This is a genomic window from Paenibacillus sp. NPDC056933 (genome assembly GCF_042674385.1).
Taxonomy (GTDB): domain Bacteria; phylum Bacillota; class Bacilli; order Paenibacillales; family Paenibacillaceae; genus Paenibacillus.
Genome location: NZ_JBHUQN010000001.1, coordinates 3362176 through 3378031, shown reverse-complemented (window position 1 = coordinate 3378031; position 15856 = coordinate 3362176). Strand labels below are relative to the sequence as shown.

The window sequence follows — 15856 nt, the reverse complement described above, 5'->3', positions numbered from 1 at the left end:
CTTTTTCTTTTACGTATATTACTTTTATAAAAACCAAAAATAAGCCAACAAGACACACCTTTCCTAGGTCGTCTGTAAGCTTATTACACACTACAACGTAGTAAATGACTATAAACGATTCATCCATTCAACGTGCCGAAACAACGATTGAATGAAACAGATAATTGTAACATTAAGGCAGATAGGTCAATATTGTCAATTTCTTTTGGAATTGATAGGCAATAATGATCATATAAAAAAATACATTGAAATGAACTTTTGTACTTCCTTTTCTTTCCTTCTAAGTATATAATGATCCAGTGTTGGTTTGCAATTATCATTTTTGTAAATTTATTTCAACATTTTTCGACATAGAATGATCTTTTTTTTGAGACGAATTATTTTTTTACAAAAAAATGTTATAACTTCATGTACAAATTTACATAGTTATGATTTAATTGGATAAAACATCTAATTAATGGATGAGTAAGGGTGTTAAGGTATGAAATGGTATGCACTCTCAGTAAAAACAGGAGAAGAAAACAAAGCGAAGTTATTTTTACAAAACAAGTTTGACCCACATGTTTTACAATGCTTAGTGCCCAAACGTCTTGTTCCAGAGCGAAAAAATGGCGAGGTGTGTCATGCAGTTAAATTGATATTTCCTGGATATTTATTTATTAGAACCCACATGACATTCAAACTCTATTATGAGATAAAAAAATCGCCTAGAGTGTTAAGTCTTTTGAGTTATCTGAATCCTAAAGATCGGTGTTGTGATTGGAGCAAAAAGTCTATTTCGAAAATGGATGATTCCATTGAAGAAGATACATTTTTCAAGAACGTGCCTGATGATGAAATGAGTCAAATTCTCAAGTTGTTGGATGACACGGGTATGCTGAGCTACTCCCAAGTTGTCGTTCAAGATTCTGAAGTATTTGTTCAGTCTGGGCCTCTAACAGGGATGGAAAGCATGATCAAGAAAATTGATAAACGCAAAAAAAGAGCAAAGGTCTCCATCCATTTCTTGGATTCAGATAAAGTGATCGACGTCGGAATTGATGTGATTTCATCTCCGTCTATCACGGAACAATCACAAAATAATCGTTTAGGAGGAACAAGCATTGGCGGTTTTGAAAACAGCGGAAACTAAGCAATTAGGTCCAAAGAAAGCAGCTCTAAATTTTATATTCTTCACCATATTAATTGATTTTTTAGGTTATGGTATCATTGCTCCACTATATGCATTTTACGTATTGCAGTTCTCCACCTCAGCATTTATTATAGGTTTGCTAGCCACTTCTTACGCTCTCATGCAGTTTATATTTTCACCCATTTTGGGGGCTCTATCAGATCGATTCGGCAGGCGTCCTATCCTCTTACTTTCACAACTAGGTGCAGCTATCGGTTACATTCTCTTTGCAACATCAGATCAGCTCTGGTTATTATTTGTCTCCAGAATGATAGCCGGCTTAACAGCCGGGAACATTTCAACAGCCCAAGCTTATATCGCCGATGTCACCTCCATTGAGAATCGTTCTAAAGGATTTGCCATTTTTGGAGCCGCATCCGGGTTGGGTATTGTATTAGGTCCACTTATTGCTGTTGTCGCCGTAAAACATAGCCTTGCGTTACCCTCTTTGATCGCAGCAGGATTCGCACTGTTGAATTTAATTTATGGACTGTTTGTTTTACCAGAATCACATGTAAAACGGACAGCACGCTCGTTAACCATCTTTAATCCAATCAAAACACTTGTAAAATATTTATCGATGCCACGTGTAAACATCATTACACTTGCCATATTTATGATGTACCTATGTTACCTTAGTATTCAGACCATTTTGGCACTATTTGCGGTCGACCGCTTCGGTTATGGGCCTTCACAAGTGGCATACATTTTAACTTATGTTGGCTTTCTATCAGTCGTCTTTCAAATCGGCTTACACAAAGTCATTAACAAATTCCCAGAATACAAGTTGGGGGTTTCAGCCTTTGTAATCATCGTTATGGGATACTTAGGAACAAGCTTTTCGTATGATCTATGGATGTTGATTATATCACTGACCGTAACCTCTTTAGGAAATGCCATTGTACAAACCATTTTGTTGGGACGACTCTCTAAACTTGCTCCTGAAAGCGAGCAAGGTTCCATAATGGGGGCATCTCAATCTATGAATTCACTTGCTGCCATTATTGGTCCAATTCTCGGAGGACTGCTGTACCAATATTTTGGTGCAGGAGCACCTTATCTGGGCGCAGTCGTCTTCGCACTTATTGCTCTCAGCTGTTTCACATTCTCATTTAATAAGGTTGGCCAGACAAGTACAAATCAAAAAATGATTTAAGGAGAGATCAAATGGATAAAACGAATAATCTTAGTACAGTTAAGGAACATGATCTTGTTATTACACATCTTACCGGAAATATCTCTGTAGACGATGTAAACCACTGGTATGATGATTTCATTTCTGTTTGCCAACCATTATTGGATAATGGACAAAAATTCAAACTACTGGTTAACAGACTACCTTATCAAGCGGAACACTTTAATGTCCAAAAGACTTGGAGAGAAAAGTTCTTTAATGATTCTTTACTCAAACAATGTAATGCCATTGCTTTTGTGATTGAAAGCGGGGACGTTATGAGTCATTTAAAAGAGACTTATACTTCCGAGAAGGTTCAATTTTTCAATGATTATTCAGAAGCTCATCAATGGATCACTAACTTTACTGCATCTTAATATTAGAAACAAGGGAGATTGCCCAAGTCTCCTCCCTAAGGCCGTCGAGAAAGTATCGATGGCTTTTTTATACTCAAATCCCTCAGCAATCATGTACTAACACTCGCCGACACATGTCATAATCAACCACATTCGTAGGCGGATGATTCATGCTGATATCCTGCCATGTAAATGCATTATCCCCATCGTCTACCCCTTTCCTCTAGTAAAAATTAACGCAGCTGAATTAACCATGGATTGTCAACATTAAATCAGACAACTTTTTTTAAGGGCTACTTGACGATACTGAGCAGGCGTCATGTACCCCAGTGATCCGTGAATTCGGTGCTTGTTAAACCAGTTGACGTAGTCGTATAATTCCAATTCCGAAATTCCATCCGGTAGATAAACTCCCTTTTCTTGGGGATTAGAGAAAATAGTTCCTGACAGACCCTGAAATGCCTTATGATTGATATTGCCCAGTGCTTGCTCCACTTTCCCTTTCTGATTGCCAGCACCAATCCCTGTAAACCTCACGCCTATACCCAAAAAACGCGGGCTTTTCGTCATGCCGCCGATTAATCGAAATATTTAATTCGCAGGTTGCTAAATACTGCCGTCCCGCCTTCAGCATACAGCGTGATCCCGCGGTCACTCCATTTTGGAAAAATGACATTGGATAACACCAATGAACCATCATCAACGAAGACCTCGATACTGGTCTTGTCTACCAGAATCTTGAGATGAACCTTGTTCTTCTCGGGAGCAAATGCCGCCTGACTCTCCAAGTCTCGCCCACTCTTGTCAGGATTCCCGGTATAGGTCCGGTTCACATAGACATAGCCACCTTCTACATTGACACCTGTATCCACATGTCGGCTCTGGTCGTTGGATTCACGAAGCCTTAAACCAATATTATTGATCTTGGTCCACGATATATCGGCCTCAAGCTGATACGAATCTCCCGTCACATGAAGTGTATGAGATCCCTTCACTGTAATCGGTTTAAAGGCAGTCTCCGAAACCACCGCCTGTTCCAGAGACTCTATCGGTCTTGAGATTAGTCGATACTCACCCGTTTTTGTTGTAATCAGTTTAATTTCACGAACAATCGAATCCATGCCGTTGTAACCTTCCTGCAGTGTGGGCGTATTGTTGGCATAGCTCCAGTTATTCATCCAGGCGAATGCGTAGCGGTGATCGGTTTTGTCAGTGCTTGCCCCATCTTCGAATGTAACTCCTCCATACCAGTCGAAGCCATAGTCCATCCATTGTGGTTCATGAAAGTCGGGAACAAATTCTTTGCCATTAAAGCTTCCGGTCCAGTAAGCGTAGGTGTTGGGTTGTCCTGATGATCTGCCGTTTGCGCTTACGCCAAGCACCCATTTATAGGTGCCGTTATCTGCCCGCATCACAAATAGATCAGGACATTCCACCAACCCTATGTTTTCCGTGAAGAAGCCGCTGGTATATCGCCAATTTTTCAGATTAACCGATTCATAGAATCCAATCTTCGTCCCTTCAGCCAGAGCCATAACCCATTTTTTGGATTGCTCATCCCAGATGATTTTAGGGTCTCTAAAATCCTTTTGTCCCGGATTCTTTATTACCGGTCGATCTCCATAAGGCTTAAATGTTTTCCCTTGATTGGTGCTGTACCATAAATATTGTTCCTGCTGTCCGCTGCTCGCAGAGGGCTGCGTCATAATCGCAACAATCGCTCCCTTGCCGAAGCCTGCTGTACCTGACTCATCCACAACCAATGAGCCAGACCATGGATCACCGTTCCGGTTCGTGTATTTGGGGATTGCCACTCCTTCATCCTTCCAATGAACCAGATCGACCGATGTGGCATGCCGCCATTCCGTACCATTGCCTGTGGGGTAATCACCATTATACAGATAATAATAGTGGTACTTTCCGTCCAGATATATCGGCCTTTGAGGATCATTCTTCCACTTGTCTGGCGTTGTAAAATGAAAGCTAGCTCGCAGGCTCGCGCCAGGAGAGGCTACTCCCGTATCCGCTGTAGGCCATGGGCTGTTGGTCAGGATCGGAATGACAGTGAAGGCAAGCGTGATCACACCACAGACAGCAGACCAAATGATTATTTTCCTTCTGATTTTGTTATTCATAACAGATACCTCGTTTGTAAAAAAAGAAAATGCCAATAGTTATCGACATTTTCTTTCTTTTAGATTCTCTGCGGAATTTGTTTATTCCACTGTCAATTGTCCTTGTGCCAGAATGCTGTCCTTCACTACGGATGTTTTGGAGCCTTTGATATTCACCAGGAAACTTGGTGCGAAGGTAGAATGATGATCTTCAAACATTCCTCGGTTGGTCATATAACTAGTGATCACTACGTTGTTACCTTGAACCTGCGGAATAGCAAAATGTGCGTAAGTCCAGGTAACATCCTTAGGATTCAGATCTTGATGTAATACAAGTCCAGTACCATTCAATGGCTTATATGGTCCCGTCAGAGAATTAGATACATATCCCAGCATATAGATATCTTCAGCATCGATACCATCCACAACCATTTTGGCTCCTCTTGTGTCCGTGAACAAATACCATTTTCCATTCAATTTAAAGACATTTGCACGTTCAATTTCATCTGTTACCGTATTGGATGCAATCAGCGGCTTCATCACTTGTTTTAAGGTATAGTCGTCATTCAGTTCAATGATCCCCAAAGCGCCATTGGCTAAGGAAGCTAACTTTTTATTAGGGCTTTGCAGCAATTTCTCTCTCTCGGTTTGGAAAAATTTCTTGCTTCCTTCGTAGAAGACTCTGTTATTGAATGAATCCTCACCCTGGTAGCCCGTCTCTGTTCCAGTATTGGCTTCGAAGACAAGGTATTTGTGACCCTTATCTTCAACGTAATGAGGATCTCTCAGCGTATGATTGTCGGAATAATCCCCACCGCTGAAAGCCTGCTCCACGGTTTGATACATTTTGCCGTCACCATCAAAGATCGACTTGAAATCTTCAACACCCTCCACCTTGAGCGTGTCCTCTGTAAGTTCGGAGACATTGATTTGAGCAGTCGTCAGGGTTTGCTTGCCATAAAATCCATTGGCCGGGTCCCAGCCATGACGATTGGTATAGAAGAGACGAATATGGCCATCCGTAGTCAGCGTAGAAGAGCCGGACCATTCCTCTTCCTGGTGGTTCAGAATGGGGTCGTTCGGAACGTCCTTGTCGGTGTTTTTGAACACTCTCCCTGCATTTTTCCAGGCATCAATGGACGTGTCTCCTGCTTTTTTGTAGAACATATAGATGAATGTGTCTGATCCCCGATCCGGGTCACCCGCCAAACCAAAAACGATTTGATAACCATGATAGTCAGCTACGGTACCATCTGCATTCTGCAGTGGCCAGGTATCCCACACATCCATGTCGATGACATTACCCTTCTCATCATATCCTTTTGCAGAAGGTAGATTTTGGATCGTAGATGCGTCAAACTGAGGAACTTTGAATTGTTCTTTGATTTGTTCCGCAGGGATTTTCAGGGCGTCTGTGCGTGTAATATGGGAGAATCCATAACTCTCTTTGTAGTCTGAACTTTCTTTTGCAAAAGCCGAAACTCCCCCACTTGCCAATAGTGCTGTTGCAAACGTTACTGCTGTCGCTCTTCTCACAATTTTCTGGAAATTCATTGGATTTATCCCTCTCTCTTGTCATTTTTTTCCGGAGAACAGAAAAAGACCTAAAAATCGTTAGGGTATGGTGGATACACCGATCCCAACGGACTTTTAGGTCTTGCCTGCTTACCAGTAACAATCCCGACATATTCAACTGTCGATAACTATTCTATATCGTCGGATCAAAACTTGGCTATAGATCGAAATTCCCGATTCGGATCAAGGACCAGAGACTCAGTTTACCAAGCATAAGAATCAATCCGAGGATGGATGAAGTCGATGATCTATCCGGTTGATCTCCATGGCGATCACAACCAGTTGACTTTCGGTAAAGGCATATCCATAATCCTCTTCAATCATTTCACCGATCTTACGGGCCTGTGTATATGCTTCGGTAAAATTCATCTTTGCCATCGCTACAAGCTCCGGATTCAGTTCATTGCGGAGTCTGCCTGATTCATCCGTTTGCAGCATATTCTCAAGCTGGGTCAAAAGTCGCTCATAGTTCGCAGACCCTCGATCCAGTACACCGGCAACTTGTCCTACACCTTCCGCGATATCCCTGATCATGGCCGTCTTTTCCGGAGCCTTATGGCGCATACCCGCATTCTTCCAGGCAGTATGAATATGCATGGCGATATAACCAACCTCATCATCCGGAATGACCACCTGCAATTTCTCGTAGATCAAACGCTTGGCATGAAGCCCAAGCTGGAACTCTCTTGGATAGAGGATACGAATCTCCTCAAGAAGCGTATTCCGAATTTCGATTCCCTTGCCAATCCGCTCCAAGGCGAACGAGAGATGGTCTGTAAGAGCGATATGGATATGCTCATGAAACGTAACACCAAGTGCTTTCTCGGCAAAAGTGATGATCTGCTGGGTGACCGCGATTTCTTCTTCGGGCAGGGTCCCCAGCATTTCCTGAAGGTGGTTGTACTGTTTTGGATCAGTCATCACAAACACTTTTTCAACAAGGCTTGGGTCTACAATATCATTTTTTCCTTTTTGGAAAACAACCCCCGGCCCCATGACAATTTTCTCTTCTCCATGATCGTTAACCACAGCGGCGTTATTGTTGAGTATTTTTTTGATCTTCATGTTATCTCCTATGCCTGTTCGTTAAGTTTATCAGCTTCTGGTCGAACATCGCGATCCACACCGAGCAGCAAGGTAACGGTAAAAGCCGTGGCCAGAGCAAGCACAAAACCTATCAGATAATGAACAAGATTCATCAACCCGGGCTGTACGATAAAAGCGATCATCGGCAATCCGGTTAGCCCAAATGAATTGGCGACAACCTGATAAAAAGCGACATATGCCCCTCCGGCGGCTCCTCCGGCAGCGGCACCCAGAAAGGGGCGCCCAAGTTTAAGATTCACACCATAGGTGACTGGCTCGGTGATACCGAACAGTGCGGTGATCGAAGCAGGCAATGCTATTTTCCTCAATGCATTGTCCCGGGTTCTGGCATACACTGCAAGACCGGCTCCTGCTTGCGCGATATTCGCCATGGACCAGATCGGAAGCAAGAAATTAAAGCCGATATCCGGATTGGAAATCAGTCCAACTTCGACAGCCTGAATCCCGTGATGAAGACCGGTGATCACAATGGAGCTGTAGACCCCTCCAAGCAGAAGGCCAAAAAACAAGCTCCCATAGTTGAAGATGTGTTCCAGAATACTTCCGAGCGAGCGGCCCAAACCAAGAGCAAAGGGTTCAATAACCAGTACCGCAAGAGTGCCCGCGATGCTAAAGCTTAAGAAGGGAACGAGAAGAACAGCTCCGGATGACGGTATCCATCGCCGTAGTCCTTTCTCAATTATCGTTAACATTAGCGTCGCAAGAACGGTTGGGATTATGGCTCCCTGATACCCGAATTGCGGTGACATGGGCAAAACTTGAGCAAAGGCCGGATCTCCACCGATTTCGTTGAACGGAAGAATCCCCGGATGAGTCATGACAATCCCCACAGCGGCACCAAGCGCCGGGGTTCCCCCGAACCGCTTGGCCGTGTTGTATCCGAAGAGAACCGCCATCAACTGGAACGCTGAGCTCGTCAGCAGTGACAGAATCCGGAACCACATTTGGCCTGGATCATCCCAACCGAATGCCCCCGCAAGTCCCAAGAGACCCAACAGCAGTCCAGCCCCGACGAAGAGTGGGATAATGGGCACAACGATATCAGAAAAAAATTGGAATGCGTCCATCAACCTGTGTAACAGTGCTCGTGAATGAAGACTCTTATCATTCGATGACCTGCTAGCAGTAGACTCGGACGGCAGTGGATGGGAATCAGTATGATCTTCTTCGTGTAGCCGTGGTGTGACAGGTCCATTCGGGCCGTCTTCTTCTGATATGGACGAAGCAGTTGACTGAATTATGCCATTCACCTGACGATTAACCTTTGAGACAAGAGCGGGACCAAGGATAATCTGCAACTGTCCAGCACGAACGTACACCCCTTGAATTTCCTTTATACCATCAAGACATTCTTGTTCCACCAGATCACTGTTCTGCAATCGGAGTCGGAGTCGTGTCGTGCAATGGGTGGTTTCGATAATATTGTCCGTTCCACCAGACAATTCAATAAGTTGCATGGCTAATGCCCTAGCGGAACTACGCCCCGTTTTGACACTCCGGTCATCTTGCGGCATGAATGCTCCTCCCTGTTACTTAGCATTAAACGGACATCGAAGGACCGACGTCTATCAGTGAAAGTTGATCTTATCAAAAATAACAATTCCGTCATTTATGGCAATATTACTATTGTGACCACTTCACTTTCCAAAATCAATGGTCAGTAAATACCACTACTCTGAGGACAATGACTCATCTTGGATCAATTATGAGGAACATCCGGTGGCTAGTGGGGAAAAGTGAAAACTAAGAGCTCGCATTGGACGGAGGTCACTGAAAAACTTATCTTTTTGGGTAAGTTCAAGCAATAGACGAAAAAAATGCGTCACCTCATCCGAATTTTCCGGAAGGTGTCGCATTTTTATGTGTTAACCTGGTTAGCCCCGACACTTTTTTTGCCATTACGTGCTCTACGAATCGCCATATGGCCTGCCTTACATACGTACACCCCTGCATCTTTGTTAAATTCGAATTCGTCTTCCTTCTTGCGAACGCCTTGGGAGATCAGCGTGTTAAGCTTGGAGATGAGCTCCATTCGTTTTCCTTGCTGTATGCAAGATTGTCCTTCTCCGAATAAGCCGTGTCGCCAATGGCCGCTGTAATGATTCGTTCCTCGGTCATGGCGATATGCGTCTTGTAGCCAAAAAACGAATGCATCTCCAATGATAGAGGTGCTTTTTAAGATGCCTTGTGCACGAGCCAGTTCGACGGTTTTACAGATTGAGATTTGAGGCTGGAACAAGGGGCTTTACGCCATTCGCTATACTAATTATGCAGCAAAAAAGTGTCAGACTTTTTCAGTGGCCTCATCTTTAGCTGGTTATTTGCTCCCAAAAAGGGGCCAAATTGACCGATATAACCTCAATGACTTCTTCAAACATCGTTTCTATTGAGCGATCTTGAGGGTTCCGGCTCAACTGCAAAGCCGATCCGAATATGCTCCAACTGATAACAAGTGCCATAGCTTTCAATTTTTCTTGCGAAAAGCCCTGTGTGTCCACTTCATTTATCCGTTTAAGCAGGAGTCGATGAAGATCCTGATGCATGGTATTTTCAAACATCGCTTCAAACTGCTTGTCTCCTGGCGAACTACATTGTTGAAACCGCAAAAGAAAATCGAATATGGTTTGAATAAGGATTCGCAAATTGTCCGCATTGCATCTTGTTTCTTCAGGCAGTCTATCCCTTATAGTCATTTGGAACTTTTCCGTCATCCAATATTCAAGAAAATCATATTTATCCTGAAAATGTGCATAAAACGTTGTTCGATTTATGGTTGCTTGATTCGTGATATCGTGCACAGAAATGGAATAGACGTTTCTCTTTTTCTCAACCAAATCGTTAAAAGCCTGCACGAACATTTGCCGGGTTCTTTTAACACGCGGACCCTCGGGATTTACCGACATTTTACCCCCCTCTTTCTCTTGAACTCAAATAACAGACAAAAGGACAAAAATGTTGGGAACCCAACAAAAACAGCTTTTTGCAGGTTGTTTGCACTGGCCCCATCCTTTTATCTTTTACTTAGGAGGTTGGCTAGACTATTGTTCAAAAAGTTACTGAAAATCATTGAACACTTCTGCGTTGTTTTTTAAATCTTGCTCGCGTACCTGGAAACGTACGCTTCGCAGATTTTAAATAAACGACTTGATCTGTTTGTGTCTGATTCCGCTGCTTTTTTGAACATGAACTTATACGAATATGATTGCACAAAGAAAATCGTATGACAAGAAAATCTCTATCTGATTTGCAAACGAAAGGATGAGTGCAGAAATGATTGTTGTTTCAGGAGCGAATGGAAAATTAGGTCGGAAGGTCGTAGAGGAACTTCTCAAGCGAGTTCCTGCCGGGGGTATTGGTGTAAGTGTCCGTGATGTGAAAACGGCACAAGATCTAGAAGAACGCGGAGTTCGTGTTCGGCAAGGAAATTTCGATGATTCCGAAAGTCTTCTCCACGCCTTTGAGGAAGCGGCTCAAGTTCTTATTATCTCGTCCCACTCCTTGGGAGAAGTTGCTGTTCGTCAGCATCAAACCGCAATCGACTCGGCAAAGAAAGCTGGTGTTAGTCGACTGCTATACACTAGCCAAATGTTCTCATCTGCAACGTCGCATTTTCCTCCCATGAACGTCCATGCTGCTACAGAAGAGATGCTAAAATCTTCAGGAATGGCTTTCACATCGCTGCGAAACGGCTTTTATGCATCATCATCGATAATGTGGATGGGTGATGCCTTGAAAACAGGGGAATTGATTGCTCCGGAAGATGGTCCTGTTGCCTGGACCAGCCATTCTGACCTGGCTGAAGCCACAGCGGTAATCCTGACAGAGCAGAGATATGACGGAATAACTCCTCACCTTACGGCTTCCGCAGCGATTGACATGGATATGATCGCATCGATTGCTTCCAAGGTCTTGGATCGACCGATTCGGCGAATTGTCGTGACGGATGATGAATATCGGAACCACTTGATGTCCCGAGGGCTGCCGGAAGTGATGGTCGACATGCTTACGGGAATGTTTCAGGCAAGTAGACAGGGAGATTTCTCCCAAACCAATCCCGCTTTGGAAAACCTGATTGGCAGATCCCCAGTGAATTTTACAGATTTTCTAAAAGACTCGATTTCTCAATAACACTTTAACAATGCCTATTTAGAAACAATGGAATAGGGGTGTCCACCAAGGATGCCCTGATCCGTTCTTTACAAAAGTCGGGTGCTTTTGAAAAAAAATTTGAAAGATTGAAGTTTTTCACGCAGCTGCATTTTTTCTTTTTCTACTAACGTTCCCCGTTAGTTCAATCAAATACTCACTTAATTCATTTTACGGCATCTTTTTATTTGGCAAAAATACAAATTTCGCATCTATAATAATGTGTAAGACGATTGGAATCCACAAGACGCCTGTTCCCACGAAAAGAATAAACAAAATAGCACCTAAGTAGGTAGTAAGTAATACCCCTTTCCAACCTTGATATAAATGAACAATTCCAAATAGCAAACTAGAAACAATACCAATCGTGATGACAGACAGTTCAAATGGAAGATGATTTAAATAATATACTACCACTCCTCGGAAAATGATTTCTTCGCAGACTCCTGCAGTAATAGCTACTAAGAGAAAAAGTAAACGTTCTTTAATTGTTGAGGGTAACAAAAATTGAATGCTTTCATCAGATAGAGCATCAGATAATATTTTTCTTAATTTTTTTGAAAAGACAAGAATTAAAATAAACATTCCAATACAAATACCTACTCCTAATCCAGCTGCCAATAAAAATTCTAGTTGAAAAGGAAATAAGGGTTTATCAAGAAAAAATAAGTTGTTTAGAGAACGTTGTGTAGTTACCCAAAAGACAAATACAATTATGATCAGTAACCATTGAGTAATCATAATTCCAATGAACAATTTCTGTTTATTCACAAAATTTTGTTCAACCTTTTTCATATAAAAATAATCCCAGATTGGATAACCTACAGCAATTATTAGTAAAAGTGCAGTTAAAAAAAGCATCTTTTTATCACCCCTTCATTTATTATACAATACTACTAACGATCAATTTTATTGACTATCAAAATACTTCCTTTCTATTAAACTAAACTGCCCTTTAGGTTTACGAAAAAAGGAACAGCTGCCAAACGGCAAGCTGCTCCATGCTATTTTAATAAACTTCCGAAACTGTTATTAGAGGAGCGGTATTTATTTTCTATCCAGATGGTAGATTACTTGCACAACACCAGAAGTAAACGTTCTTGTATGAACCGTTTTCAAATTCATTCTTTGTTTCACATCAATAAATAACGGTTTCCCTTCTCCCAAGATAACAGGGTGAATGGATAATCTGAATTCATCAACTAGCCCTAAATTAATAAAAGTAGTAATAAGATTTGCTCCACCATATAACCAAATATCTTTACCCCGGCTTATTCTTTAATTTAATTACTTCTTCAATAATATTATCATTAATGTAGATCGCTTTTTTGTCAGTCACTTTTTTAGCCTTGGAAAACACATATTTCTCTTTCGTGTGAACCGTATCCCAAAACTCTTTCTCAGCATCAGTATTTTCACTATCCGGTGTAAATTCTCCCCATAAATCATAGCTTTTTCTTCCGTATAAAATAGTATCAATTTGATTCAGAAACGTATTAAATTCCATATCAGAATCCATGATGCACCAATCAACTTCCCCATTTTCCCCTTCAATAAAACCATCTAAAGTAACCGCTAAATCTAAAATTATTCTTCGGTTCATAACTTACATCTCCTTTCATTAAGATACCCTCACTATAAATTTAAATCACGACAAATCCTGTCATAGTTAAGAATTGTTTCCCGTTAGCTTAACGGGCCTTTGTGCTTTGGTTGGACGTCAGAAGATCAAGCTCTCTTTTCGTTTCAGGATGAACTACTATGTTATCTGTTAGGTTTAGAGTAGTATCTTTTACTCTTTTCCCCCATTTTCTTGAAAAAGAGCGCCAATCACATACCATTTCGATGACATACTTCTTAGGCATGGGTAATGACTCTTTTGTATTGGGGTTAATAACCCAGTACTCCCAATGGTGCTTATTTTTATGCTGGTGACGAAGCCATGCGTATTTCCATTTCAACTCGTCTTCTAAGGTTAACGGTATTCCAGAGTAAAACTTTTTAGCGTATGGAAAGAATTCAGCCGGTAAAAATTTCGACCAATCATGAATAATCCCCTGAATATAGAGGCCTTCTTTCCAACATTCAATCAGTACATTCAATTTATGATTAAGGATATACAAGAAATAATTCCAGCAAGCTTTCAGCATTGAATAAAACCTCCTCTCAAGAACAAAAACAAACCTCATTCCTTTTGAAAAGAACCCATAATTCCGATGCTATTAGAATAGTACTGCTCTGAGAAAACAAAAAAAGAATCCCACCTCCAAGAACAATGTCTTGGGGACGAGATTCGTCGTGGTGCCACCCCAGTTTACTAATCTGTCATCAGATTAGCCTTATCGAGTACGGCATGACATTCATGCTTATACTCTAGCTCTGTAACAGGAGCTCCTGTCACACCACCCCCTGAACAGGTTCAGGTTACGATGTGATGCTCAAAGATTTGATTCAATAAGGTCCCCCTTACTCCTTTTCAGCTACCGGAGCTCTCTGTAAATGTACACCTTACCTACTCTTCTCATCATTGCATTTGTTCAATTTTACCAATCTAGTATTGAGTTTGTAAAGACAGCCGACTAATTAGCCGGCTGACTACTTGAGTTATCATTCAGAGTTCTATTGGGGACTCACGACAAACTTATGCTTCTTATGTCTCTCTAATTTGTTTGTAACGAAATCCCCATGAACGGGTCTTATATACGTAAGGTGGTGAACAAGTGGCCGATGTGGAACAAATCTACGAACAATATTTTCAGAAGGTATATTTATTTGCGTTGTCTTTAAGCAGAAATCAGCAGAGCCTTGCACAAGCTTCAACTGAGCAGCAGCCTGCCTTTTGAGCTGATAGCGAAAAATAAATTGGAGAGCACGGGTCTGGCCAACTTCAAGGCGTATTGGCAGCGCTCAAAAAAAGCCTCGTTTGTAAAAGGCCTGCTGCTCGCGACAGCCGTGAGCGGAGCCTTATATCTCGGCTATGTCGGATTATTCCAATGGAATATTAACGAGGTTCCGGCCAGTGTCATTGAAGTCACGCAAGTCAGTCGGCTCCGAGACGGCAGAATCGCGTATCATGTGAAGATGACCGACGGTTATCGGGTGAATCAGGTGAATTACACCTTGGAGGATGACGGGAATTTCTATATGACACCGGTCCGGCCTATGATCAAATCCAAAAAATTCGCTGAGATCAGTCTTGGCAATATCTACAACTTCGTGGATCTCGATCAATTAAATGCCAACCGAAAGGACCCTAAGATCACCATTAAGGCCATTTATTACGGGCCCAGGGACAATCCTACGCTGCTCTGGAAAGAAGGCATGGAGCTGCCACCTGCAAGCGATGTAATTGAAGCACAATATGCGAATTGGGATTAGAAGCTTGACCTACCCGGGAGGTAGCGTCGGGCCCCTGCCCCGAATAACTGCAAACGCGATCCAGGTCATTTTCTGTTCAAACCGACAGGTTTCCGGATACATGCTGATACTTACAAATATAGCTGATATATTCTTTGGCACTTTGGTTAATTTCTTCATCAGTGGCTTGAAATGAGGCACCAAAGACTGCAAAATGCGGTAACGCTATGGCGCCAACATGATTGATGCTGGCTTTGAATGGCGTCACTACCTCATCTACAGTAAAAGACACTGAACCATCCCGCGTGTAATTATCCTTTTTATCACCAATGGACATGGCCAAGCCCAGCTTTTTCCCATACAGTTTGTTACCTGCTGATCCGTACGCCCATCCGTAAGTAAAAACATCATCTAACCACTTTTTCAGCAAAGGCGGATAGCTGTACCAATATAATGGAAATTGCAAAATAATATGATCATATGCTTCCAGCAACTTCTGCTCTCTGGACACATCGATATTCCAATCCGGATACGCTTTATAAATCTCATGGATTGTAATATCGCTCGAGTGTTGCTCCAGTTCTTCTTTCCATCGCTGATTCACTCTCGAAGCCTCCATATTTGGATGCGCCAAAATGACAAGTGTTTTCATGATTAACATTCCTTTCTATATAAATTGAAACTAAAGAATATGTACACTTGCCACTCCGATGACAGAACAACCTTCCGATCGCTGTTATCCCCAGATTTTTTTGATTCCCTTTTCAAAGGGAAAAATCCGGGGATAAAGGCGAGGGGTATGCTTCCGATGCAGCTTTCTTTACAGAAAGCTTGTAGCTCCGCTTCTTCAGGTTAT

General features: G+C 42.2%; 13 protein-coding genes, 3 pseudogenes and 1 other annotated feature. Of the genes and pseudogenes, 5 read left to right on the top strand and 11 right to left on the bottom strand.

The window, feature by feature from the left end; all coding sequences use genetic code 11:
- Positions 1–481 precede the first annotated feature (481 nt).
- The 3 genes from loaP to ACFTRD_RS14915 are packed head-to-tail and all read left to right on the top strand — an operon-like array spanning position 482 to position 2722.
- On the top strand, positions 482–1132 hold the full coding sequence (gene loaP / locus ACFTRD_RS14925) for an antiterminator LoaP (protein WP_379381057.1): 651 nt from the start codon (positions 482–484) through the stop codon (positions 1130–1132).
- Positions 1104–2327 carry an MFS transporter gene (locus tag ACFTRD_RS14920; RefSeq protein ID WP_379381055.1) on the top strand — a complete coding sequence of 408 codons (1224 nt, stop codon included), beginning with the start codon at positions 1104–1106 and terminating at the stop codon, positions 2325–2327. The genes loaP and ACFTRD_RS14920 overlap by 29 nt, the downstream gene beginning before the upstream one ends.
- Before the next feature lie 11 nt (positions 2328–2338).
- A complete protein-coding gene (locus tag ACFTRD_RS14915) occupies positions 2339–2722 on the top strand; it encodes an STAS/SEC14 domain-containing protein (RefSeq protein ID WP_379381053.1) in 384 nt (127 codons plus the stop codon).
- 246 nt (positions 2723–2968) lie between these two features.
- Here ACFTRD_RS14915 and ACFTRD_RS14910 read toward each other — a convergent pair.
- From ACFTRD_RS14910 to ACFTRD_RS14880, 7 genes and pseudogenes are all read right to left on the bottom strand, one after another.
- Positions 2969–3088, bottom strand: a pseudogene (locus tag ACFTRD_RS14910) (IS3 family transposase); the annotation flags it as partial.
- A 191-nt stretch (positions 3089–3279) separates the two neighbouring features.
- Entirely contained in the window at positions 3280–4836 is a 1557-nt protein-coding gene (locus ACFTRD_RS14905) for a glycoside hydrolase family 32 protein (protein WP_379381051.1), read from the bottom strand.
- Positions 4837–4917: 81 nt separating this feature from the next.
- On the bottom strand, positions 4918–6369 hold the full coding sequence (locus ACFTRD_RS14900) for a glycoside hydrolase family 68 protein (protein WP_379381049.1): 1452 nt from the start codon (positions 6367–6369) through the stop codon (positions 4918–4920).
- Positions 6370–6609: 240 nt separating this feature from the next.
- Positions 6610–7455, bottom strand: coding sequence for a PRD domain-containing protein (locus ACFTRD_RS14895; protein WP_379381047.1), 846 nt, complete (start codon positions 7453–7455; stop codon positions 6610–6612).
- A gap of 8 nt (positions 7456–7463) precedes the next feature.
- On the bottom strand, positions 7464–9011 hold the full coding sequence (locus tag ACFTRD_RS14890; RefSeq protein ID WP_379381045.1) for a PTS transporter subunit EIIC: 1548 nt from the start codon (positions 9009–9011) through the stop codon (positions 7464–7466).
- A gap of 347 nt (positions 9012–9358) precedes the next feature.
- Positions 9359–9645: pseudogene (locus ACFTRD_RS14885) on the bottom strand (IS5/IS1182 family transposase); the annotation flags it as partial.
- A gap of 161 nt (positions 9646–9806) precedes the next feature.
- The gene (locus tag ACFTRD_RS14880; RefSeq protein WP_379381043.1) at positions 9807–10400 is read right to left on the bottom strand and encodes a TetR/AcrR family transcriptional regulator; all 594 of its coding nucleotides are present in this window, start codon (positions 10398–10400) and stop codon (positions 9807–9809) included.
- Between the two features lie 367 nt (positions 10401–10767).
- Between ACFTRD_RS14880 and ACFTRD_RS14875 the strand changes: the two genes are divergently transcribed.
- On the top strand, positions 10768–11625 hold the full coding sequence (locus ACFTRD_RS14875; protein ID WP_379381041.1) for an SDR family oxidoreductase: 858 nt from the start codon (positions 10768–10770) through the stop codon (positions 11623–11625).
- Between the two features lie 189 nt (positions 11626–11814).
- On the opposite strand, the gene ACFTRD_RS14870 is transcribed toward ACFTRD_RS14875, so the two are convergent.
- The 3 genes and pseudogenes from ACFTRD_RS14870 to ACFTRD_RS14860 all read right to left on the bottom strand — a co-directional run bounded on the left by ACFTRD_RS14870 (position 11815) and on the right by ACFTRD_RS14860 (position 13793).
- The gene (locus tag ACFTRD_RS14870) at positions 11815–12504 is read right to left on the bottom strand and encodes a CPBP family glutamic-type intramembrane protease (protein WP_379381039.1); all 690 of its coding nucleotides are present in this window, start codon (positions 12502–12504) and stop codon (positions 11815–11817) included.
- 186 nt (positions 12505–12690) lie between these two features.
- Positions 12691–13246 (bottom strand): annotated as a pseudogene (locus tag ACFTRD_RS14865) (dihydrofolate reductase family protein).
- A gap of 88 nt (positions 13247–13334) precedes the next feature.
- Entirely contained in the window at positions 13335–13793 is a 459-nt protein-coding gene (locus ACFTRD_RS14860) for a DUF5662 family protein (RefSeq protein WP_379381037.1), read from the bottom strand.
- 129 nt (positions 13794–13922) lie between these two features.
- Positions 13923–14180 (bottom strand) — a binding site (T-box leader).
- 268 nt (positions 14181–14448) lie between these two features.
- On the opposite strand from ACFTRD_RS14860, the gene ACFTRD_RS14855 reads away from it, so the two are divergent.
- Positions 14449–15021, top strand: a complete 573-nt coding sequence (locus ACFTRD_RS14855) for a hypothetical protein (protein ID WP_379381035.1) — start codon at positions 14449–14451, stop codon at positions 15019–15021.
- Positions 15022–15097: 76 nt separating this feature from the next.
- Here the strand turns inward: ACFTRD_RS14855 and ACFTRD_RS14850 are convergent, their stop codons facing one another.
- The gene (locus ACFTRD_RS14850; protein ID WP_379381033.1) at positions 15098–15652 is read right to left on the bottom strand and encodes an NAD(P)H-dependent oxidoreductase; all 555 of its coding nucleotides are present in this window, start codon (positions 15650–15652) and stop codon (positions 15098–15100) included.
- Positions 15653–15856: the final 204 nt, after the last annotated feature.